The 21,336-nt window shown below is 73.2% G+C and carries 23 protein-coding genes; 14 read left to right on the forward strand and 9 right to left on the reverse strand.

Annotation, left to right across the window (positions count from 1 at the left end; genetic code table 11):
* The first annotated feature begins 73 nt into the window (after positions 1-73).
* From EV562_RS11025 to EV562_RS11060, 8 genes are all read left to right on the forward strand, one after another.
* Positions 74-466: an STAS domain-containing protein gene (locus EV562_RS11025; RefSeq protein ID WP_133886577.1), complete on the forward strand. Its 393-nt coding sequence runs from the start codon at positions 74-76 to the stop codon at positions 464-466.
* Between the two features lie 158 nt (positions 467-624).
* Complete coding sequence (locus tag EV562_RS11030) at positions 625-1,524, forward strand: STAS domain-containing protein (protein ID WP_133886578.1); 900 nt, start codon at positions 625-627, stop codon at positions 1,522-1,524.
* Positions 1,521-1,952 (forward strand): STAS domain-containing protein, encoded by a 432-nt coding sequence (locus EV562_RS11035; protein WP_133886579.1) that lies wholly within the window; start codon positions 1,521-1,523, stop codon positions 1,950-1,952. Before EV562_RS11030 ends, EV562_RS11035 begins: the two co-directional genes overlap by 4 nt.
* Entirely contained in the window at positions 1,952-2,392 is a 441-nt protein-coding gene (locus EV562_RS11040) for an anti-sigma regulatory factor (protein WP_133886580.1), read from the forward strand. The genes EV562_RS11035 and EV562_RS11040 overlap by 1 nt, the downstream gene beginning before the upstream one ends.
* A complete protein-coding gene (locus EV562_RS11045) occupies positions 2,392-3,456 on the forward strand; it encodes an ATP-binding SpoIIE family protein phosphatase (protein WP_133886581.1) in 1,065 nt (354 codons plus the stop codon). Before EV562_RS11040 ends, EV562_RS11045 begins: the two co-directional genes overlap by 1 nt.
* Entirely contained in the window at positions 3,453-5,186 is a 1,734-nt protein-coding gene (locus tag EV562_RS11050) for a SpoIIE family protein phosphatase (RefSeq protein WP_133886582.1), read from the forward strand. The genes EV562_RS11045 and EV562_RS11050 overlap by 4 nt, the downstream gene beginning before the upstream one ends.
* Positions 5,187-5,390: 204 nt before the next feature.
* Positions 5,391-6,767: an NAD(P)/FAD-dependent oxidoreductase gene (locus EV562_RS11055; protein ID WP_166661720.1), complete on the forward strand. Its 1,377-nt coding sequence runs from the start codon at positions 5,391-5,393 to the stop codon at positions 6,765-6,767.
* Positions 6,768-6,900: 133 nt separating this feature from the next.
* The gene (locus EV562_RS11060) at positions 6,901-9,147 is read left to right on the forward strand and encodes an FUSC family protein (RefSeq protein WP_166661721.1); all 2,247 of its coding nucleotides are present in this window, start codon (positions 6,901-6,903) and stop codon (positions 9,145-9,147) included.
* Positions 9,148-9,176: 29 nt separating this feature from the next.
* Here the strand turns inward: EV562_RS11060 and EV562_RS11065 are convergent, their stop codons facing one another.
* The 5 genes from EV562_RS11065 to EV562_RS11085 form a co-directional block, all read right to left on the reverse strand.
* Positions 9,177-9,611, reverse strand: coding sequence for a hypothetical protein (locus tag EV562_RS11065; RefSeq protein ID WP_133886585.1), 435 nt, complete (start codon positions 9,609-9,611; stop codon positions 9,177-9,179).
* A gap of 28 nt (positions 9,612-9,639) precedes the next feature.
* Positions 9,640-10,473, reverse strand: a complete 834-nt coding sequence (locus EV562_RS11070) for a DUF1206 domain-containing protein (protein ID WP_133886586.1) — start codon at positions 10,471-10,473, stop codon at positions 9,640-9,642.
* Between the two features lie 166 nt (positions 10,474-10,639).
* On the reverse strand, positions 10,640-10,885 hold the full coding sequence (locus EV562_RS11075; protein ID WP_133886587.1) for a DUF5133 domain-containing protein: 246 nt from the start codon (positions 10,883-10,885) through the stop codon (positions 10,640-10,642).
* Between the two features lie 55 nt (positions 10,886-10,940).
* The gene (locus EV562_RS11080) at positions 10,941-11,807 is read right to left on the reverse strand and encodes a SigB/SigF/SigG family RNA polymerase sigma factor (protein ID WP_133886588.1); all 867 of its coding nucleotides are present in this window, start codon (positions 11,805-11,807) and stop codon (positions 10,941-10,943) included.
* A gap of 184 nt (positions 11,808-11,991) precedes the next feature.
* Positions 11,992-12,453: an ATP-binding protein gene (locus EV562_RS11085; RefSeq protein ID WP_133886589.1), complete on the reverse strand. Its 462-nt coding sequence runs from the start codon at positions 12,451-12,453 to the stop codon at positions 11,992-11,994.
* A gap of 177 nt (positions 12,454-12,630) precedes the next feature.
* On the opposite strand from EV562_RS11085, the gene EV562_RS11090 reads away from it, so the two are divergent.
* The 3 genes from EV562_RS11090 (at position 12,631) to EV562_RS11100 (ending at position 15,148) form a co-directional block, all read left to right on the forward strand.
* The gene (locus EV562_RS11090; protein ID WP_133886590.1) at positions 12,631-12,846 is read left to right on the forward strand and encodes a hypothetical protein; all 216 of its coding nucleotides are present in this window, start codon (positions 12,631-12,633) and stop codon (positions 12,844-12,846) included.
* 48 nt (positions 12,847-12,894) lie between these two features.
* On the forward strand, positions 12,895-14,373 hold the full coding sequence (locus tag EV562_RS11095; RefSeq protein ID WP_133886591.1) for an aminotransferase class I/II-fold pyridoxal phosphate-dependent enzyme: 1,479 nt from the start codon (positions 12,895-12,897) through the stop codon (positions 14,371-14,373).
* Between the two features lie 319 nt (positions 14,374-14,692).
* Entirely contained in the window at positions 14,693-15,148 is a 456-nt protein-coding gene (locus tag EV562_RS11100; RefSeq protein WP_133886592.1) for a cyclic nucleotide-binding domain-containing protein, read from the forward strand.
* A 7-nt stretch (positions 15,149-15,155) separates the two neighbouring features.
* Here the strand turns inward: EV562_RS11100 and EV562_RS11105 are convergent, their stop codons facing one another.
* Positions 15,156-16,499 carry an MFS transporter gene (locus tag EV562_RS11105; protein WP_133886593.1) on the reverse strand — a complete coding sequence of 448 codons (1,344 nt, stop codon included), beginning with the start codon at positions 16,497-16,499 and terminating at the stop codon, positions 15,156-15,158.
* Positions 16,500-16,573: 74 nt separating this feature from the next.
* Positions 16,574-17,188: a LysE/ArgO family amino acid transporter gene (locus tag EV562_RS11110; RefSeq protein WP_133886594.1), complete on the reverse strand. Its 615-nt coding sequence runs from the start codon at positions 17,186-17,188 to the stop codon at positions 16,574-16,576.
* Between the two features lie 78 nt (positions 17,189-17,266).
* Between EV562_RS11110 and EV562_RS11115 the strand changes: the two genes are divergently transcribed.
* From EV562_RS11115 to EV562_RS11125, 3 genes are all read left to right on the forward strand, one after another.
* Positions 17,267-18,169 (forward strand): LysR family transcriptional regulator ArgP, encoded by a 903-nt coding sequence (locus EV562_RS11115; protein ID WP_133886595.1) that lies wholly within the window; start codon positions 17,267-17,269, stop codon positions 18,167-18,169.
* 113 nt (positions 18,170-18,282) lie between these two features.
* Complete coding sequence (locus tag EV562_RS11120) at positions 18,283-18,534, forward strand: WhiB family transcriptional regulator (protein ID WP_133886596.1); 252 nt, start codon at positions 18,283-18,285, stop codon at positions 18,532-18,534.
* A gap of 59 nt (positions 18,535-18,593) precedes the next feature.
* Positions 18,594-18,947 (forward strand): DUF488 family protein, encoded by a 354-nt coding sequence (locus tag EV562_RS11125; protein ID WP_133886597.1) that lies wholly within the window; start codon positions 18,594-18,596, stop codon positions 18,945-18,947.
* Between the two features lie 31 nt (positions 18,948-18,978).
* Here EV562_RS11125 and EV562_RS11130 read toward each other — a convergent pair whose 3' ends face one another.
* Both EV562_RS11130 and EV562_RS11135 read right to left on the reverse strand, forming a co-directional pair.
* Positions 18,979-20,652, reverse strand: a complete 1,674-nt coding sequence (locus EV562_RS11130) for an FAD-binding dehydrogenase (protein WP_133886598.1) — start codon at positions 20,650-20,652, stop codon at positions 18,979-18,981.
* A gap of 23 nt (positions 20,653-20,675) precedes the next feature.
* The gene (locus tag EV562_RS11135; RefSeq protein WP_166661722.1) at positions 20,676-21,299 is read right to left on the reverse strand and encodes a TetR/AcrR family transcriptional regulator; all 624 of its coding nucleotides are present in this window, start codon (positions 21,297-21,299) and stop codon (positions 20,676-20,678) included.
* Between the last annotated feature and the right edge of the window lie 37 nt (positions 21,300-21,336).

Genomic DNA, 21,336 nt, shown 5'->3' on the forward strand with positions numbered 1-21,336 from the left:
GTTTCGGGGGTATCCGCCCCGCGCGATGGACCACACGACGGTCCACCGCACCGCCGCGTTGTTGGAGGTACACGTGCCCATAGCCCAGAACCCGCTGTCCGTCGAGGTGACGCTGCCGCGGGAGGACGTCGCGCTGCTCAAGGTGGAGGGCTACCTGGACGTCGACACCGCGACCGAGTTCCAGCACCACCTGGCCAACCAGCTGCACCACGGCCGACGGCACTTCCTGCTGGACCTGTCGGAGGTCCCGTTCATGGACTCGTCCGGCATGAACATCATCCTGCGCGTCTACCAGGAGGCCCGCGACCTGCCGGGCAGCGTGCACATCATCTCGCCGCTCCCGGCGGTGCAGCGCGTCCTGGACCTGACGGGGGTGAGCATCACGGTGCCGGTCTCCCAGAGCGTCGACGAGGCCCTCTCCCGCGTGGACGCGCACCCGGAGGGGCCGCAGGTGCCCGACGCCTGAGCGCCGTGCCCCGCGCCTCATCCGGACCGGTCGTACGGAAGCGGGTGCCGTGCCAGGTCGGCGGGTGGATACAGTAGTCGGCCGTCAGAGTCACGACGTCGGCACGTCGCTTCCGTACGAGGTGAGGTGCGGCGCAACGCGGATGAGGAGTGGGGCAGGTGCCGGAGCAGGCGGAGGGAACGGCGGGCGCGCCGACGCACGAGATCAGGGATTTTCTGCGGCGCCGGCGTGAGGAGATCGCCCAGCGATGGGCGGACGAACCGCTGTTCCGTGCCGTGTTCACCGTCTCGCGCGACGAGGCGGTCGAGGCGGGCAAGTCCGTCGTGGACGCGCTGGCCCACGTCGCGGACGCGGCCCGCGTGGAGGACCCGGACGCCGCCGGGTTCACCGAGGTGCGCGAACAGTTGGCGCGCATGGGCGCGGCCCGCTCACGGGCCGGGCTGAGCGCCGCGCAGGTGTCGGGCGAGCTGGCCGCGCTGCGTCCGCCCGTCGAGAACCTGCTGGTGGCCGACCTGCCCGAGGACGCTCCCGCGGGGTACGTCCGGGAGTGTGTCACCACGCTGAGCGTGCTGATGGGTACCCTGCGGGTCGTGGTGATGCAGACGGCTCTCAGCGAGGGGCAGGCGCTCATCGACCGCCAGCGTCTCCAGCTGCTCGAGGTGGCCACGCCGGTCATCAAGCTGTGGGACGGCATCGTGGCCGTCCCGCTGATCGGCACGCTGGACAGCGCGCGCAGCCAGGTGGTGATGGAGACCCTGCTGGAGTCCGTCGTCGAGCAGCAGGCGCGTTTCGCCATCCTCGACATCACCGGTGTTCCGACCGTCGACTCGCTGGTGGCCCAGCACCTGATGAAGACGGTCGCGGCGGCCCGGCTGATGGGCGCGGAGTGCATCGTCTCCGGCATCCGGCCCGCGATCGCGCAGACCATGGTCCACCTCGGTCTTGACCTCGGCACGGTGGTCACCCGGGCGAGCCTGGCCGACGCGCTGAAGTACGTGCTGCACGAGCTCGGTGTGGGGATCGTGACACCGGCGGCGAACGGAGCGGTCGGCCGGTGAGCCAGCCATTCCCCGGGCCCCACGGGGCTCCGGTGTCGGGGCGTGTTCCGGTACTGCGGATCGGTGAGGTCCTGCTGGTCACCCTTCAGGGGGATCTGCACGACAGCACGGCCCAGCAGCTCCAGGACGACCTGGCCGAGACCATCGTGCGCAGCGGTGCCACCGGAGTGATCATCGACATCTCCGGCGTGGAGATCGTCGACTCGTTCCTCGGCCGGGTCCTGGCCGAGATCGCCGGGCAGACCGGTCTGCTGGCCGCACGGACCGTGCTGGTCGGCATGCGGCCGGCGGTCGCCATCACGCTGGTGGAGCTGGGCCTGACCCTGCCGGGCGTGCACACCGCGCTCAGCACCGAGGTGGCCATGGAGCTCCTCAGACAGCAGGCTCCGTCGTCCCGCTTCGGCGGCCTGCGCCAGGAGAGTCAGTGATGCACACTGCAGCGGGCTCCCAGGCCCGTTTGCCGATCCATTCGGACATGGATCTGATGTGGGTGCGACAGCATGTGCGGCAGGCCGCCGCCCAGCTGGGTTTCGGTCTGGTGGACCAGACGAAGCTGGTCACGGCGGCCAGTGAGCTGGCCCGCAACACCCTCGTGTACGGCGGTGGCGGCACCATGGAGGCGGAGTCGCTCGTCGAGGGCGCCACACAGGGGCTGCGGCTGACCTTCAGCGACGAGGGGCCCGGCATCCCGGACCTGGACCGGGCGCTCAGCGACGGTTTCACCTCCGGCGGTGGTCTCGGCATGGGGCTGGGCGGCGCGCGCCGCCTGGTGCACGAGTTCGCCATCGAGAGCTCTCCCGGTGCCGGTACGACCGTGCGGGTGACGTCCTGGGTGGGCCGGCCGCCACGCCCTCGTGAGGAGCCCTGATGCCCCGTGTGTGGGACGTCCCGGTGCACGACTCGACCCGGGTGCGCGACGCGAGGGTCGCCGCGGAGCACGCGGCGGCATTGGCCGGTCTCGACGAGCAGCGGACCTCCACCGCGGCGCTGGTGGCGACCGAGCTGGCCACCAACCTGCTCAAGCACGCCGGGGGCGGCCAGGTCCTGATCGACGTCGTCCCCCCGCCCATCCTCCCGGCCGACCGTGAGGCGGCGCCGTGCGTGCAGGTCGCCGCGGTCGACCACGGTCCGGGGATCCCCGACGTGTCCGCCGCGCTGCGCGACGGCTTCACCACCAAGAACTCGCTCGGTGCGGGGCTGGGCACCTGTGCGCGCCTCGCGGACGACTTCGACCTGCACACCGTCCCCGGCCGGGGCACGGTGGTGGTCGCCCGGATCGGTCCCGTGCCCGAGGCCGCCGTCACCGGCTCCGGTCCGGCGGGCCGGGTGCGGGCCGGTGCGGTGAACGTCCCGTTCGGCGGGGCGGAGTACTCGGGTGACGCCTGGGCCTGGGTGCGCCACGGGGACCTCGTCACGCTGATGCTGGCCGACGGACTCGGTCACGGTCCGGACGCCGCCCGTGCCTCGACCGCCGCCGTGGAGGCGCTGCGCGCCTCGCCCCACCTGCCGCCGGCCGAGGCGATGCGGCAGCTCGACCGCGCGTTGTCCGGCACCCGCGGCGCGGCCGTCGCGGTGGCCCAGATCGACACGCGGGCCGGCCTGCTCCGGTTCACCGGCGTCGGCAACATCGGGGCGCGGCTGTGCGAGGGCGGCACCTGGCGGCACCTGGTGTCGCGGCCCGGCATCGTCGGCACCCACCGGCCCACGACGCTGCGCGAGGAGGAGAGACCCTGGGCGGACGACCGGGTCCTGGTCCTGCACAGCGACGGTCTGCCGAGCCGCTGGTCGCCGACGTCCGACACCTGCCGCACCGCGACCGACCCGGCGGTGACCGCCGCCGTGACCATCCGTGACGCCAGCAGCCCGGCCCGGCCGGTCCGGGACGACACCGCCGTCGCCGTGCTGGCCCCTACCCCGCCGGACGGCCCATGACCCGAACCTGGCAGATCGCCGGCGTCGTCGACGCGGCGCTGGCCCGCATCGGCACCGCACGGCTGGCGGCGGCCTGCGGTGTACCGCCCGTGGAGCGCACCCGGCTGACGGCCCTGCTCGGCGCGCAGTTGCGGCTGTGTCTCGCCAAGGGCGGCACCTGGCGGCTCACCCTCGACACCGGCACCGTCTCCCTCGCCACGCCGGGTGCCCGGCAGAGCGTGCTGCACGCCGTGGTGACGCCGTCGCCCGAGGCCGCTGCCGCCGGACAGCCGCCGTGGCGGGTCACGGTGCCGTGTCCCGAGGCGTCGGCGGATCTCGGCGCCGAGACCGTGGCGGACGACCCGGCGGGGCTGGCGGAGGCCCTGCTCGGTGCCGACGAGGACACGGCGCTGGTGCTGGAGAGACTCACCGAGCAGGAGAACCTGGTCGAGTTCCACCGCGAGGAGCTGCAGCAGACGAACCAGGGCGTGGTGGCGCTGCACGCCGAGCTGGACGCCGCCGGGCGGGCCCAGCGCGAGGCGTTCGCCGCCGAGCGCAAGGCGCGTACGGAGGCCGAGAACGCCCGGCGCAGGCTCACCTTCCTGGCGGACGCGAGCGCGGTGCTCACGGCGTCGCTCGACCACCACGAGATCGTGCGCAGGCTGCCGGAGCTGCTGGTGCCCGAGTACGCGTCCGACGTCGACATCTGGCTGTTCGACCAGGACGGCGACCGGCCCGGACCCGCTCACCCGGCGGCCGCGGTGGTCGCCGCCCGCACCGGCCGGCCGCAGTACGCCGCCGCGCACCCGGGAGGGCTGCCCGGCGTCGACGACCAGCCGCCCTCGGCGGCCGCCCCCGACCGGCCCCTGCTGAGCATCCCGCTGCCGACCCGGCAGGCGCCGCTCGGCGTGGTGACCCTGTCCCCGCCCGGGGAGCGCTGGGACCCGGACGACGCCGTCATGCTGGTGGAGCTGACCCGGCGGACCAGCATCGCGATCGACCACGCCCAGCGCTACGAGCACAACCGCGACATCGCCGAGACGCTCCAGCGGGCCCTGCTGACGGAGCTGCCGGCCCCGCCCGGTCTCGTGATGGCCGCCCGCTACCTGCCGGCCACCCACGGGCTGAACATCGGGGGCGACTGGTACGACGCCTTCCGTCAGCCCGACGGCGGAGTCATCGTCGTGGTCGGGGACGTCACCGGGCACGGGCTGCACGCGGCCGTGATGATGAGTCAGCTGCGCACCGCCCTGCGCGCGTACGCGGTCGACGGCGGCAGCCCGGGGCAGCTGCTGACCCGCCTGCACGTATTCCTGCACCACCTCCAGCCCGACCTGTTCGCCACCGCCGTCATCGCGCGCTTCCACCCCGCGGAGACCACCATGACGTGGGCGGCGGCCGGGCACCCGCCGCCGGTGCTGCGCACCCCGGACGGACGGGTGCGGACACTGGACGCCAGGCCCGGGGCGATGCTCGGCATCCCGCTGCGGCAGGAGATCGCGGACCACACGGTGCCCGTGCCGCCCGGTTCGACGCTCGCGCTGTACACGGACGGTCTTGTGGAGCGCCGCGCCCGGGGCATAGACCCGGGCATCGCCCGTCTCGCGGACACGCTCGGGTCCTTCGACGCGGACCGGCTGGACACGGATCTGGAGGGTGCGGCGGACGGCATCCTGCATCCGATGCTCAGCGACTCGGAACGCGACGACGACGTGTGCCTGCTGCTGTGCCACCTGAGCCCCACGGGCTGACCTCGCACGTTTCACACGGTTCGCCCTCGCCCGGTGCGCTTTGGTCCCGGGCGGGGCATGGTGGTGATCAGGACGTGCCGCCTGCCTGCCGCACCCGGCCCGCCGAAGCGGTCGGAGCGCGGTGGCCCGCCTGAGGTGCGAAGCAGCGATCCACGGGCAGGCGATGGGCGTTCGCGGCAGACCGCCCCGGCGCCGCAGAAAGGGATGAACACCGTGACACGACCCAGGATCCTGGTGGTCGGCGCAGGCTTCGCCGGCGTGGAGTGCGTCCGTCGTCTGGAACGCCGGCTCTCCCCCGAAGAGGCCGAGATCACTCTGGTGACCCCGTTCTCCTACCAGCTCTATCTGCCGCTGCTGCCGCACGTCGCCGCGGGGGTGCTCACTCCCCAGTCGATCGCGCTCTCCCTGCGCCGCAGCCGCAAGTACCGGACCCGCATCATTCCGGGCGGCGCCATCGGCGTGGACCTCGAGGCGAAGGTGTGCGTGGTGCGCACCATCACCGACCGGATCGTCAACGAGCCGTACGACTACATCGTGCTGGCGCCCGGGAGCATCACCCGGACGTTCGACATCCCGGGGCTCACCGACCACGCGTTCGGCATGAAGACGCTGGCGGAGGCCGCGTACATCCGCGACCACGTCATCTCGCAGCTGGATCTCGCCGACGCCAGCCAGGACCCGGCCGAGCGCGCCTCCCGGCTGCAGTTCGTGGTGGTGGGCGGCGGCTACGCGGGCACCGAGACCGCGGCCTGTCTGCAGCGGCTGACGCACGCGGCCGTCAAGCGCTACACCCGGCTGGACCCGGCCCTGATCAAGTGGCACCTGATCGACATCGCGCCGAAGCTGATGCCGGAGCTGGGCGAGAAGCTCGGACGCGACGCGCAGGAGATCCTCACGCGGCGCGGCATCGACATCTCCCTGGGGGTCTCCATCGACAAGGCCGGCCCCGAGGAGGTCACCTTCACGGACGGCCGGGTGGTGCCCACCCGCACCCTGATCTGGACGGCGGGCGTGGTCGCCAGTCCGCTGATGGCCACCCTCGGCGCGGAGACCGTCAAGGGGCGCCTCGCGGTCACCGCCGAGATGTGCCTGCCCGACCACGACGGGGTGTTCGCGCTCGGCGACTCCGCGGCCGTTCCCGACCTCGCCAAGGGCAAGGAGGGTGCCGTCTGCCCGCCCACCGCCCAGCACGCGATGCGGCAGGGCCGGCACGTCGCGGAGAACCTCATCGCCACCCTGCGGGGCCAGCCGATGCGGCCCTACGTCCACAAGGACCTCGGTCTCGTCGTGGACCTCGGCGGCGCGGACGCGGTCTCCAAGCCGCTGGGTGTCGAGCTCAAGGGCCTGCCCGCGCAGGCGGTGGCCCGCGGCTACCACTGGTCGGCGCTGCGCACGGGCGTGGCGAAGGCCCGCGTGGCGGCCAACTGGGCGCTCAACGCGGTGGCCGGCGACGATTTCGTCCGTACCGGTTTCCAGGCCCGCAAGCCGGCCAAGCTGAAGGACTTCGAGTACACGGACGCGTATCTGACCCCGGAGCAGGTGCGGGAGCAGGTGCGGGAGGCGAGCCGGGCGGAGTTGTGACGGGGGCCGCCCCCGCCGCCGGTACCGGGCCGGGGCATGACATGCTGAGAAGTGGATCTCGGCGTGAAGTGGCCGGGCCGTGGCTGGAACCGGCTGTGAGGGCCGGCTGTGAATCGGGAGAGTGTACGGCGGCGTGAAGGCAGCGGGGCGCTCGGCGCGGACACGGTTGCGGGACCGCGTCGCCGCGTCCGACCCGGGGCTGTTGCGGCTGACGGCGGGCTTGCGCACGGTGGGCGCCATCGCGCTGACACTGGGCGTGCTCGCCGTCGCCGGCGTCGACGTCAAGCATCTGGTGGCGGGGGCCATGGTGGCGATGGTCGCGACCTTCGCCATCCGGGAGAAGGAACCAGGCCCGCAGGCCGTCACACTGGCGCTGGGTCTGCCGGTCGCCCTGGCCTCGGTCTCGCTGAGCACGCTGCTCACCTCGCGGGTCGTCCTCGGCGACGCCTTCTTCGTCGTCCTGATCTTCTGCGCGGTCTTCGTCCGCCGGTTCGGCGACCGGGGCACGGCGCTCGGGCTGATCGGCTTCCAGGTCTACTTCGTGTCGCTGTTCGTCGGCGCGAAGGTGTCGGGGCTGCCGGGGCTGTACGCCGCGATCGCCGTGGCGTTCGCCTCCAGCGCGGTGGTGCGGTTCGGGGTGGTCCCGGCGACGCCCGCGCGCATCCTGCGGCTGCTGCGGCAGGCCTTCCGGGCCCGGCTGGCCCAGCTGATCGCCACCCAGATCGAGCTGCTGGACGCCGGTCCCGACGCCATCGACAAGACGCTGGTGCGCCTGCGCGAGGGCACCGCGCGCCTGCACGAGACCGCCCTGCTGATCCAGTCCCGGCTGGAGGAGGGCACGCCCGACGCGTCCACGGCCCGCCTGGTGCAGCGGCGCATCGCGGACGCCGAGATCGCCTCCGAGCGCCTCGGCCTGCTGCTGCTGACCGCGCGCAGCGCCGAGCGGGCGGACACCCTGACCCTGCACCTGCCCGGCGCGCCCGCTCCCGCGGTGGGGCACTCGCCGGCGCCGGGTGAGGCCACGGAGACACTGCGCCGCGATCTGGCGGCGCTGCGCACGCTGGTGCTGCGGCCGCCCGCCGAGGCGCGCGGCACCGCGCTGTCCCACCTGCGCAACCGGCTGCTCGGCTACCGCGACGAGGAGAACCTTCCCGACGCGACCGCGGCCGTCCAGGACGTGTTCCGCGGCATCGGTGAGGCGGCACGCGCGGTCATGGGCCTCAGGATCGCTCTGGACGGGCCGCAGGACGAGTCGGACGACTCACCGGCCACCGCCAGGTCCCGCGAGGAGCTGGACGCCGAGGACGCGGCCATCGACGCCGGTGAGGAGGCGGTGCAGGAGGAGGAGCCGACCGGGCTGCGGCGGCCCACCACGCGCGCCGCGGTGCAGGTGGCCGTGGGGTCCTCGCTGGCCATCGTCGGCGGCGAGTTCCTGTCCACGCAGCGCTGGTACTGGGCGGTCCTGACCTGCTGGATCGTCTTCATCAACACCGCCTCGACGGGCGAGATCCTGGTCAAGGGCTACCGCCGTCTGCTCGGCACCGTGCTGGGCGTGGTGGCGGGCATCGTGCTGGCCGGCCTGGTCGGCAACCACACCTGGACCGCGTTCGGGCTGGTGCTGGTGCTGATCTTCGCGATGTTCTACACGGCGCCGCTGTCCTACACGCTGATGTCGTTCTTCGTCACCGCGATGCTGGGGCTGCTGTACACGCTGCTGCACACCTACAGCATGTCGGTGCTGCTGCTGCGGGTGGAGGAGACGGCGCTCGGCGCGGTCTGCGGGATCGTGGCGGCGGCGCTGGTGCTGCCGATCCGCACCGACCGGCGTACGAACGAACTCCTCGGCACGGTCCTTGAGCGGCTCACCGACGTGACGGAGGGCGCCGTCGACCAGCTCAGCGGCGGTCCGGCGGCCGATCTGCTGGACACGGCGCGGGAGCTGGACCAGGCGCTGGGCGACCTGCGGGCGGCCACCCAGCCGCTGACCCATCCGATCACGCCGCTGCGGGCCCGGCGGGACACGGCCCAGTACGTGGTGGCGCTGCTGGAGACCTGCGCCTATCACGCGCGGTCGCTGGCGGCGACGGCCGAGCTGCTGCCCACCCATCCCTCGATCGCGGCCGACCCGCGGCTGCGCGGTGCCGTGCGGCGCACTGTGCGCAACATCGAGGCGATCGCCGCCCGCGTCACCGAGGACGACGCCGGGACGGAGGTGGAGACCGGCCCGAGCATCGCCTCGCTGCTGGAGCCGGACGCCGCCGGGGTGCCGCGGTACGGGCGCATCACGGGCCGGGTACTGCGGCATCTGGAGCGGCTGGACGAGGCGGTGGTCGGCCTCGCCCGGCCGCTGGGGGTGCCCGTCAAGGCGCCGCAGCGGTGACGGTGCCACCCGGTGGGTGTGGGTGAGGGTCAGAAGTCGCTGGGCATACCGCTGGCCTCGGCGATGCCGCGCAGTTCCTCGTTCTGCTGGTGGCGTTCCTTGAGGTAGTCGGCTATCTCGCCGAGGCGCTCGGGGTCGGAGGCGGTGGCCGCGTCGGTGACCACCCGGACCGGTCCGGTCACGTCGGTGTCTATCTCGACGACCTCGTTGTCGAGACGTCCGGTGACGGCGGTGGCGATGACCAGAGCGGCCTCGTCCCTGATCTCCTGGGGCAGCGCCTCGGCGCTGTCCCCGTCCAGGGAGAAGTCGATGGTCGGCATCTGCTGCTCGTCGATCGCCTGGAGGACCGGTTCCACCACGCTGAGCAGCAGCTGGTAGTCGTCGTTCGGCATGCGGACGCGCAGGAGGTCGAGGTAGACGTCCACGGGACGTCCGTCCGGCGGAGGAATCTCGTGTTCGTTCATTCGCCCCGTGTTCCCCGTGCCGGGCGGCTCAGACCCTCCGCCAGCGGGCGAGGGTGAAGGAGAACACGCCGAAAAGCACCAGTCCGGCGGCGACCAGGACCAGCAGCCAGGGGCCGAGGGGGGTGTCGGCGAAGGAGCGCAGGGTGTCGTCCAGTCCCTTGACCCGGTCGGGGTCGTAGTCGACGGCGGCCCGAACGGCGAAGACGCCGGCCCCGGCGAAGACGAGGCCGCGGGCCACCCCGCCGCCCACGCCGGTGACGTCGACCAGTCGCCGGACGCGGGGGCTCAGCTCGCCGAGCTTCATCTTCTTGTGATAGCTGCGGCGCGCCGCCTGGATGCCGATGACGGCTCCGGCGATGACGATGCCGACGCCCGCGATGCCCACGAGCCACCGGCCGGCGGGTATGTCCATCACCCTGGCCGTGACGTCCCGGGACTGCCGGTCGCTGGAGCCGCCGCCGCCCGCACCCGCCGCGAAGGCCAGCACGGAGTAGGCGACGAAGGCGTAGAACACGCAGCGGGCGGCGGCCGGCAGGCGCTTCTTGGCCGTGTGGCCGTCCTTGCCCGTGACGCCGAAGAGCGCCTCGGACAGCCTCCACAGAGCCATGCCGACGAGCCCGGCGCCCAGCGCCCACAGCAGGACGGCCCCGAACGGCTTGTCCGCCAGCTCCTCCAGGGCGCCGCCCCGGTCCGCCTGCCGGTTGCCCGAACCGAAGGCGATCTGCAGGGCCAGGATGCCGACCAGCAGGTAGATGACACCGCGGGCGGTGAGCCCGGCCCGGGCGGCCCCCTCGGCCGCCGACCCGTTGGCGGCCCGCCTGGCGCGGCCCCGTCCGGTGAGTGCCTGGACACGTGCGTTCATGTGAATCCCCTCCCGAAATTCCGGATGCCCCGGCATCCTGCGCGCACACCGCCACGGTCGCCGGTGTGCCTGCGACGGCCGACGTGCGGCTGCCCGCACACCGCCTTGCGGTGTGCGGGCAGCCGCGCCGTCGTGCCCCTGTGCGTCCCTGGTCCGTTCGTCCTCGTCAGTCCGCCACGCCCGCGGGTGCGCCACCGGGCACGGGCGCCGGCTCCAGCGCGGCCGCCAGCTGGCGCCGGGCGGCCTCCAGGGCCCCGCGCACGTCACGGGTGCCGGTGGACACGCACAGCGTGTAGGCGAGGTCCCGGGTCCGCGGGCCCGGTTCGCCCGTCACGTCCGCGGGCTCGTTCGTGGCGGCCGTCTCGTACTCCTCCAGGAGTCTGCGCAGTTCCGCGGGGTGTGGCATCAGCATCCGTCTCGTCCCTCCCTGGTGGTGCCCCGTGCGTCCGGCCCCTCGTCCCCGCGGCTCACCGGGGGCGCGCCGCGTGGCCGGGGCGGACCGCCCGCTGTCCCATCGCCTCGTCGCGCACGCGGGCGCAGCTGCGGCTGATGAGCCGGGACACGTGCATCTGCGAGATGCCGAGGCAGTCGGCGATCCGGCTCTGTGTCATGTCCTCGAAGAAGCGCATGTAGAGAATGGCGCGCTCCCTCTCGGGCAGCTTGCGCAGGCCTTCCTTGGCCGACTCGCGGTCGATCACGGTGTCGTAGGAGGTGTCGGCCGCGCCGAGGGTGTCCGCGAGGCTGTAGCCGTCGTCGCCGGCCGCCAGTTCGGCGTCCAGCGACAGGGTGCTGAAGCTCTCCAGCGCCTCCATGCCGGCGGTGACCTCGTCCTCGGTCAGCCCGGTGTGGGCGGCCAGGGCGGCCACCGACGGTTCGGGACTGCCCGGGCTCTGGACGAGTTCCCTGCGGGCGACACGCACCTTGTTGCGCAGTTCCTGGACGCGGCGGGGCACCCGCAGGGCCCACATCCGGTCGCGGAAGTGGCGCTTGACCTCACCGGTGATGGTGGGCACGGCGTAGCTCTCGAAGGCTCCCCGCTCCGGGTCGAAGCGGTCGATGGCCTTGACCAGGCCGAGCGCCGCGACCTGGCGGAGGTCCTCGAGGGATTCGCCGCGGTCCCGGAACCGCCCGGCGATCCGGTGTGCCATGGGCAGCCAGGCCGTGACGAGTTCGTCGCGTACGGCGTCCCGCTCGGGGCCGTCCGGCAGTCCCGCCAGCCGGCCGAAGAGCGCCATGGTGTCCGGGGCGTCGTCGTGCCGACGGCGGGTGGCGGTGGCGGAAGAGTCGGTCGACTGGGGGGTGACGGGACGGATGGCGGGTGTTTCTATGAGCATGCGGATTCGCTCCTGAACGGTGGTCTCAGGGGACTTTCCGCGGGAACGGCGCTGTCCGGGTCGCCCCGGCACAGCCGGAGCGCCGAAACGGCTGTGCCGCTCCCGCTGCTGCGCCTCCGGTCCGAAGCACGAAACTGCGACTGCCCCTGCCCCGGTGGAACAAACTCCGCTTTTCCAAAAGTCATCAGGACAGCGGAACGAGCACGGTGATGCACTTGCCTCCCGAGGGAAGATCTGCCACGCGTACCTCGCGTGCCAGGCGGCAGACGATCGGCCAGCCCCGGCCGCCCAGGCGCCGGCGGCCGCGGTCGTCGGTGGGGGCCAACGCCACCGGGACGTCGTGGCTGCGGTCGCACACCGACAGGCGCACCCCGGGATCCCCCACGTCCACCTGGAAGTCGGTGACGCCTCCGCCGTGCAGGATGGCGTTGGTGGTCAGCTCCGAGGCGACGAGCAACGCGTCCGACAGGGCGCCCGCGTCGCACCACGCGCGGTCGTGCGGGCCGGCCCCGGCGGCGCCGGCGTGTGCCGTGACGGCGTCCTCGACCGCCCTGCGGGCGTCGGCGGGCCGGCACGGCCGGTAGCGGTGGTGCGCGTCCGAGCCGCGCTCCTCGACGGCGGACTGCATCGTGTCCCTGTCACACATCCGTCAGCTCCCTGGTCGGTGGAAGGGCCCGGTCCCTGGTCGGTGGGAGTCCGAGACCCGGCCGCTCGCGCCGTGCGGCCCGTCCCTGTCGGCTGACCTCTGCGGGTACCGGCAAACATCAGGTCCACCACGCGGCCCAAGGGCCATCCGGGCGCCGTACGGGGGTACGCGGAGTGCATGACGGATGTTGTGGACTCGGACGAACTGCTGCGCCGGATGCACCGCGCGAGGGCCTGCGCGGTGGAAGAAGGACGCCGTTGGCGGTCGCGCAGCGAGGAACTGCGGACGACCGATCCGCAGGGGTCGCAGGAGGCCGCCGTGCGGACGGTGGCCTACGAGGCCGTGCTGCGGGTGCTCGACGAGGTGCTGACCCCGGGCCGTACCTCGGGGTGACGGGCCGCGGGACGGATTGACGGGGCGGCGGACGGGAAACCGGGCGGCATGACAGCCGACCACCATCACGCACCGGTCCTGGAAGCCCTCGTCGACTACCACCGTGAGGGGCGCCTCTCGTTCACGCCACCTGGCCACAAGCAGGCGCGCGGGGCCGACCCGGCGGTGCGCGAGGTGCTGGGTGACGCGGTGTTCTACGGCGACGTCCTGGCGGTGGGCGGGCTCGACGACCGGCTCACCCGGGGACGGGTGCTGCAGCGGGCCCAGGAGCTGATGGCGGACGCCGTCCACGCCGACCACACCTTCTTCTCGACGTGCGGGAGTTCCCTGTCGGTGAAGGCGGCGATGCTGGCGGTCGCGGGACCGCACGAGAAGCTGCTGATCGGCCGGGACGCCCACAAGTCGGTGGTCTCGGGGCTGATCCTGTCCGGCATCGAACCGGTCTGGGTCGAGCCGCGCTGGGACGCCGAGCGGCATCTGGCGCATCCGCCGTCCCCCGAGGCGTTCGAGGAGGCCTTCGCCGCCCACCCCGACGCCAAGGGTGCGCTGGTGACCAGCCCGACGCCGTACGGGGCCAGTGCCGACCTGCGGGCCGTCGCCGAGGTCTGCCACCGGCGCTCGGTGCCGCTCATCGTCGACGAGGCGTGGGGCGCGCACCTGCCCTTCCACCCCGACCTGCCGTCCTGGGCGATGGACGCGGGCGCCGACATCTGCGTGACCAGCATCCACAAGATGGGCAGCGGTCTTGAGCAGGGCTCGGTCTTCCACCTGCGCGGTGACCTGGTGCCGCCGAAGCTTCTCGGGATGCGCGCCGACCTGCTGGGCAGCACCAGCCCCTCGGTGCTGATCTTCGCCGGGCTCGACGGCTGGCGCCGGCAGATGGCGCTGCGTGGGCACGAGGTGATGGGCGGCGCGCTGGAACTGGCGGCCGACGTCCGGGCGGCGGTCGAGGAGATCGAGGGCCTGCACGTCAACGAACGCGAGGACTTCTGCGGTCCCGGTCTCGCCCACGGCTTCGACCCGCTGCCGGTCATCATCGACCTGGACGGGCTCGGCATCTCGGGCTACCAGGCGGCGGACTGGCTGCGCGAGCACCGCGGCGTGATCGCGCACATCACCGACCACCGCCGGATCGGCGCGCAGATCACCCACGGCGACGACCGGGAGACCGCCGACGAACTGCTCACCGCCCTCAAGGACCTCGCCCGGGCCGCGCCCGGCCTGCCGCCGGCGCCGCGGATCGAGGTCCCCTCGCCCGCCGGGCTGCGGATGCCGCAGGTGGCCCTGCCCCGGGACGCGTTCTTCGGGCCCACCGAGGACGTGCCCCTGGAGCGGGCCGCCGGCCGGATCGCGGCGGAGATGATCACGCCATACCCGCCCGGTATCCCGGCCGTCCTGCCGGGCGAGCGGCTGGCCGAGCCGGTCCTGCGCTATCTGCGCAGCGGTCTGGAGGGCGGGATGTACCTGCCCGACCCGAGCGATCCGGCTCTGGAGACGATCAGGGTCGTCGCGGAGAGTGAGGACTGAGGGGAGGTCTCGGTGCGGGGTGAGTGAAACAGGTCACTCGCCCCGGTGCCGGTTTCACGGAACTCCCAGAGATGGTTTAGCGTTCATACATACGTGGCGACGGAGTCGACGGAAAGTCCTCCGCGGCCACCGCTTACGGCCCTGGCCGGCCTCCCCCGTCCGGCCAGGGCTTTTTCACGCCCTCACGCGACCGTCCCCGCTTCCGGCACGGAATCCGTACGGGATCCGCCGTCCGCCGAGGTGCTCAGGGCGCCGACAGCGACTCCAATGGGCTTAGGGAAAGCCCCGGAACCGAATCGCCGGCGAGGAGCCCCGTGCCATGACCAAAGCGATCAAACTCCTGACCGCCCTGCCCCTCCCCCAGCGCGAGCGGCTGATGAGGCTCGCCCGTGAGGTCTCCTTCCCGGAGGACGACCTCATCTTCGAGGCGGGCAGCCGGGCCGACCGTTTCTGGGTCATCCGCTCCGGCGCGGTCTCCCTGACCCAGCAGGTCACCTCGGTGCAGCGGGTCACGGTGGCCAGTCTCGGCGTGGGCGACCTGCTCGGCTGGTCCTGGCTGTTCCCGCCCTACGAGTGGGACTTCGGCGCCGAGGCGTTCAGCCAGGTGCGCGCCTACGAGTTCGACGCGGCCGCCGTGCTCGACCTGTGCGAGCGGGACCCGCAGCTGGGCATCGTGCTGGTGCGCTCGGTCGCGGAGATCCTCGCGCACCGGCTGGAGTCCACCCGGGGCCGGCTCATGGAGCACTACGCGCTGCACGGACGCGGCTCCCTGTGAGGCGCCGTCAGACGCGGTAGCGGCGCAGGGCCGGCACCATGCCGGCCAGGGCCAGCATCACCACCACGACGAGCAGCCCGCCGCCGGCCACGGCCTCCCGCGCCCCGAAGGCGGAGCCCGCGCCGCCGTGCAGGACGTCGGCCAGCCGCGGGCCGCCCGCGACGACGACGGTGAACACGCCCTGCATGCGCCCGCGCATCTCGTCGGTGGCGGCGGACAGCAGGATCGCCCCGCGGAAGACCATGGAGACCATGTCGGCGACCCCGGCCAGGGCGAGGAACGCCACCGCGAGCCACAGGCTGCCGCTCAGCCCGGCACCGGTGATGGCCGCACCCCACACGACGACCGCGCCGATCACCATCCAGCCGTGCCGGCGCGCCCGCGAGAAGGTGCCGGAGAACAGCCCGCCGGCCACGGCGCCGACGGGGATCGCCGCGAAGAGCAGACCGAGCGCGAGCCCTTCGCCGTAGGAGGAGTACGTCTCGGCGGCGAGCTGCGGGAAAAGGGCGCGGGGCATGCCGAGGACCATGGCGACGATGTCGGCCAGGAAGGACAGCAGCAGCACCTTGTGCCCGGCGATGTAGCGGAAGCCCGCCACGACCTCGCGCAGGCCCGCGCGCCGCACCGCCGTGCCGGCCAGCGGCGGCAGCGCGGGAAGCTGGTGGACCGCCCACACGGTGACGCACAGGGCCAGGGCGTCGATCAGGTACAGCTCCGGCAGTCCGATCACCGGGATCAGCGCACCGGCGAGCAGCGGGCCGACCACCTGCCCGGTCTGCATGACGGTGGAACCGAGGGCGTTGGCGGCGGGCAGTTCGTCCTCGGGCACCAGGCGGGCGATGGAGGCGTTGCGGGCGGGGGCGTTGAGACCCCAGAAGGCCTGCTGCAGCGCGAGCAGCAGCATCAGCGCGGCCACCGACTCCAGGCCGGTGACCGCCTGCACCCAGAAGAGCAGCGAGGTCACCGCGATGCCGGTGTTGGTGATCAGCAGCAGCTTGCGGCGGTCCATGGTGTCGGCCACCGCGCCGCCCCACAGCGCGAACACGATGAGCGGCAGCAGACCGGCGAGGCTCGCGGCACCCACCCAGGCCGAGGAGCCGGTGATGTCGTAGATCTGCTTCGGTACCGCGACCGCCGTGAGCTGGCTGCCGACGGCCGTGACGATGGTCGAGGACCACAGCCTCCGGTAGGCCGGGCGGCGCAGGGGGCGGGTGTCCATGGCCCAGCGGCGCCACCCCCGCCGCCCCGCACCGTCCGCCGCCGCCGCCGCCGGGGTCTTCGCTTGCTGTCCGGTGCCGCTCTCACTGCTGCTCTCGCTGGTGTCCACGCGCTTCCTACATGCTCGATACATCTTTCGGCTGCGGGGATCACTATCGCAGCTCCGTTCGAGTCCGTCCGAACACCCGGGGCCACAGGCGGCCCGGCTCAGGCGCCGGCGATGAGCGAGACACCGAGAGCGATCATGGTGGCGGCCACCAGACCGTCCACGACGCGCCAGGCCCCCGGCCGGGCAAGGAAGCGGCCGAGGTGGCGGCCGCCGAAGCCGAGCGCGGCGAACCAGACCAGGCTGGCGACCGCGGCCCCGAGGCCGAAGGTCCAGCGCAGCGGCCCCCGGTCGGCGGCGACCGAGCCCAGCAGGAACACGGTGTCGAGGTAGACGTGCGGGTTGAGCCAGGTCAGCGCCAGGCAGGTGAGCACGGCCCGGCGACGGGAGCCCGCCGCGTCGCCCTCCGCCCGCAGCACGCCGGACGGGCGGACCACCCGCCGGGCGGCCAGGGCGCCGTAGCAGAGCAGGAAGGCGCCGCCGATCCAGCCCACGGCGGTCAGCGCACCCGGCCAGGCCACCACCACGGCGCCGACCCCGCCGACGCCCAGGGCGATGAGCACGGCGTCGGACAGCGCGCAGATCCCGACCACGGCGAGGACGGCGTCCCGGCGGATCCCCTGACGCAGGACGAAGGCGTTCTGGGCACCGATGGCGACGATGAGCGAGAGACCGGTGCCGAAACCGGCGGCCGCGGCCGTGAGCGCGTTGTTCATGCCCTCGACGCTAAACGGGACGATCACCGGACATCCAGCTAAAGATTCTTACGTATCATTAGCCGTCGTGATGACGACGTGACGACGCCTTTCGCGGATCTGCCGCTGGACCACGTACGCACGCTGCTCGCCGTGGTGGACGAGGGCACGTTCGACGCGGCGGCGGCCGCCCTGCACGTGACGCCGTCCGCGGTCAGTCAGCGGGTGAAGGCGCTGGAGCAGCGGACCGGGCGGGTGCTGCTGCTGCGCACCAAGCCGGTGCGGGCGACCGACTCGGGGGCGGTGCTGGTGCGGCTGGCCCGCCAGGTCGCGCGACTGGAGCGGGACGCCTCGGCCGAGCTGGGCCTGCGGGGGGAGGGCGAGCCGACCCGGGTGTCGGTGGCGGTGAACGCGGACTCGCTGGCCACCTGGTTCCTGCCCGCGCTCACCCGCATCCCCCGGGAGCCCGCGCTCTGCTTCGAGCTGCGCCGCGAGGACGAGGGGCACACCGCGGCGCTGCTGCGGGAGGGCGCGGTGATGGCGGCGGTGACCTCGTCGCCGGAGCCGGTGCCGGGCTGCACGGTCCGGGCGCTGGGCCGGATGCGCTATCTGCCCTGTGCCGCTCCCGCCTTCGCCGCCCGGCATCTGGCAGGGCCGCCGAGGGAGTCCGTCGCCGACGCCCCCGTGGTGGTCTTCGACCGCCGGGACGACTTCCAGGACTCCTTCGCGCGGCGGCTCGGTCACGAGGGCGCGAGCGCCGCGCGGCACTACGTCCCGACCTCGGAGGGCTTCCTCGACGCGGTCGCCGCCGGACTGGGCTGGGGCATGGTCCCGCAGCCGCAGGCCGAGCCCCTGTTGCACACCGGCCGCCTCGTCTGCTTCGCCCCGGACCTGACGGTGGACATCACGCTGTACTGGCAGCAGTGGAAGCTCGATTCCCCGGCCCTCGCCACGGTGTCGGAAGCGGTGGTCACGGCGGCCGCGCAGGCGCTGCGCCGGTAGTGCGCGGGCGCCGGTCGGCCGACGGACCGGTTTCACCCCGCTGTCGACAGGTCACCCGCAGAGGAGCAAGCCATGCACGAAGACGCGAACGATACCGATCGCAGGTGACTTTGATGGACAACTGGCGAGAGCACGCCGCATGCCGGACGGAGGACCCCGACCTCTTCTTCCCGATCGGCACCACCGGACCGGCCGCGCTGCAGGCCGAGCAGGCGAAGGCGGTCTGCCGGACCTGCCCGGTCCAGGAGCAGTGCCTGCGCTGGGCACTCGACACCGGGCAGACCATCGGCGTGTGGGGCGGAACCGACGAGCTGGAACGCCGTGCGCTCAAGCGGCGCGAGGCCGCGCGGCGCAGGTCCGGCTGACCCCGGCGCCCCACCCCGACCCAGGCCGCGAGGGCGGCACCGGCCTCGAGAGGACCGCCATGAACGTGCGTGTGCGCCGCGTCTACGACCCGCCCGAACCGGACGACGGCGTGCGGGTCCTCGTGGACCGGCTGTGGCCCCGGGGCGTGGCGAAGGACGCGGCGCACGTGGACGAGTGGCCGAAGGGACTCACCCCGTCGACCGGACTGCGCCGCTGGTACCACGCGGGCGAGGGCTCGTACGAGGAGTTCGCGCGGCGCTACGAGGCGGAGCTGGCCGAGCCCGAGGCGGCCGAACTCCTCGATCACGTACGGGAGCTGACGGCCGAGGGGGACGTGACGCTGCTGACCGCGTCCAGGTCCCCCGACGAGAGCCACGCCTCCGTGCTGCTCCGCCTCCTCGGCCAGGGGTGAGCGGGGCGGAGCAGCCGGCCTCCGGTCCCGCTCAGGCGGTCTGCCGCGCCGCGGCCCGGCCCGCCGCCCGCCCGGAGAACAGGCAGCCGCCGAGGAAGGTGCCCTCCAGCGCGTTGTACCCGTGCACCCCTCCCCCGCCGAAGCCGGCCACCTCGCCGGCCGCGTACAGACCTTCGACGGGAGTGCCGTCGGCGGCCAGGGCGCGGGAGTCGAGGTCGGTCTGGATGCCGCCGAGCGTCTTGCGGGTGAGGATGTGCAGCTTGACGCCGATCAGCGGGCCCGCGGCCGGGTCGAGGATCCGGTGCGGGGCCGCGACGCGGCCGAGGCGGTCGCCGATGTAGCGGCGGGCGTTGCGGATGCCCTGGACCTGGGCGTCCTTGGCGTACGGGTTGGCCATCTGCAGGTCGCGGGCCTCGATCTGGCGTCGCAGCGCGGCGGCGTCCAGGAGCGGCTTCTCGGTCAACCGGTTCATCTTCTCCACCAGTTGCTCCAGGTCCGGTGCGCTCACGAAGTCGGCGCCCCGGCGCAGGAAGGCGTCCACCGGGCCGGGCGCCCCCTTGCCGAGGACCCGTTCGCGCAGGAAGCCCGCGCGGTCCTTGGCGGTGATGTCGGGGTTCTGCTCGGAACCGGAGAGCGCGAACTCCTTCTCGATGATCTTCTGGGTGAGGATGAACCAGGAGTGGTCGTGGCCCGCGAGGTCCTCGGCCGTGCGCAGGTGGCGCAGCGTGCCGAGGGTGTCGTAGCCGGGCAGGTACGGCTCGGGCAGCCGGCGGCCCAGCGCGTCGAACCACAGGGAGGACGGGCCGGGCAGGATGCGGATGCCGTGGCCGGGCCAGATCGGGTCCCAGTTGCGCACGCCCTCGGTGTAGTGCCACATGCGGTCGCGGTTGACCAGGCGGGCGCCCGCCGCGGCGCTGATGTCGAGCATGCGTCCGTCGACGTAGGCGGGCACTCCGGTGACCATCTCGGCGGGCGGGGTGCCCAGGCGCTCGGGCCAGTGCCGGCGGACGATGTCGTGGTCGGCGCCGATGCCGCCGGAGGTGACGATCACGGCCGGGGCGGTGAGCTCGAACTCTCCCGTCGCGTCGCGGTTGGAGGCGACGCCGCGCGGTGAGTCGTCCGCGGCGAGGACCGTGCCGCGCACACCGCGCGCGGCGCCGCCCTCGACGACCAGGTGGTCGACGCGGTGTCGGTGGTGAAAGGTGAGCAGCCCGTCACGGGCGGCCTGCCTCGCGTACCGCACGAAGGGTTCGACGACCCCGGTGCCGGTCCCCCAGGCGATGTGGAAGCGGGGCACGGAGTTGCCGTGCCCGCCGGCCCTCAGGTCGCCGCGCTCGGCCCAGCCGACGGTGGGCAGGAAGGTGATGCCGTGTCCGGCCAGCCAGGAACGCTTCTCCCCCGCCGCCCACTCGACGTACGCCCGCGCCCAGCGCACCGCCCAGGAGTCCTCGTCCTGCGTCCGGTCGAAACCGGCGCTGCCCTGCCAGTCGCTCCAGGCGAGGTCGAGGGAGTCCTTGACGCCGAGCCTGCGCTGCTCCGGGGAGTCGACGAGGAAGAGACCGCCGAAGGACCAGAAGGCCTGTCCGCCGAGGTTGGCGGCGTTCTCCTGGTCGACCAGGGCGACCCTCCTGCCCCGGCTGGTCAGCTCGTGGGCCGCGACCAGACCCGCCAGACCCGCTCCGACCACGATGACGTCGGCATCCATGGCGACCGTCCCTTCCTGTTGTGTCATTGACGGGCGCTGCCGTCGGTGAGCAGCGCGGTGAGCAACCGCCCCAGCCAGGCCCGGGCACGGACCACGTCCCGGTCCAGGAGGAGCTGGGTGGTGACTCCGTCGTACGCGGCGACCACGGCGTGCGCGGCACCGTCGATGCCGCCAAGTACGGCGGGCAGGGCGGTGTGCCCCCCGGCTCGCGCGAGCCGGTCGGCGATGGTGTTCCGCAGGCGGGCCCGGTGCTCCAGCAGGGTCCGGGCGACCTCGGGGGCCCGGGCGGCGTGCACCAGGAAGTCCGTCTTCACCAGGAGCCAGTCCCGGTCCAGGAGCAGCGCCTCGGTGACGCGCTCCACGGCGGCGGGCACGTCCAGGGCGGGGCCGTCGGAGGCGAGGGCGGCGGACACCTGCTCGGCGATCAGGCCGGCCCGTTGCTCGTAGAGGGCGAAGAACAGCTCGTCGAGGCTGTCGAAGTTGGAGTAGAAGGCGCCCCGGCTGTATCCGGCGGCCTCGCAGACCTCCTCGATCGACACCCGTCCGAACCCCTTGGCCGCGAACACCCCGAACGCCGCGTCCAGGAGGTTCGCGCGGGTGCGCACGCGCCGCCTGGTCACCCGCCCGGTGGTCGCCTTCGCCGTCATGCGGCCGCCCCTCCCTCGTTCGATGCGCGAATGTATC

The organism is Streptomyces sp. BK208 (assembly GCF_004364245.1).
In the GTDB taxonomy this organism is placed as follows: Bacteria; Actinomycetota; Actinomycetes; order Streptomycetales; family Streptomycetaceae; genus Streptomyces.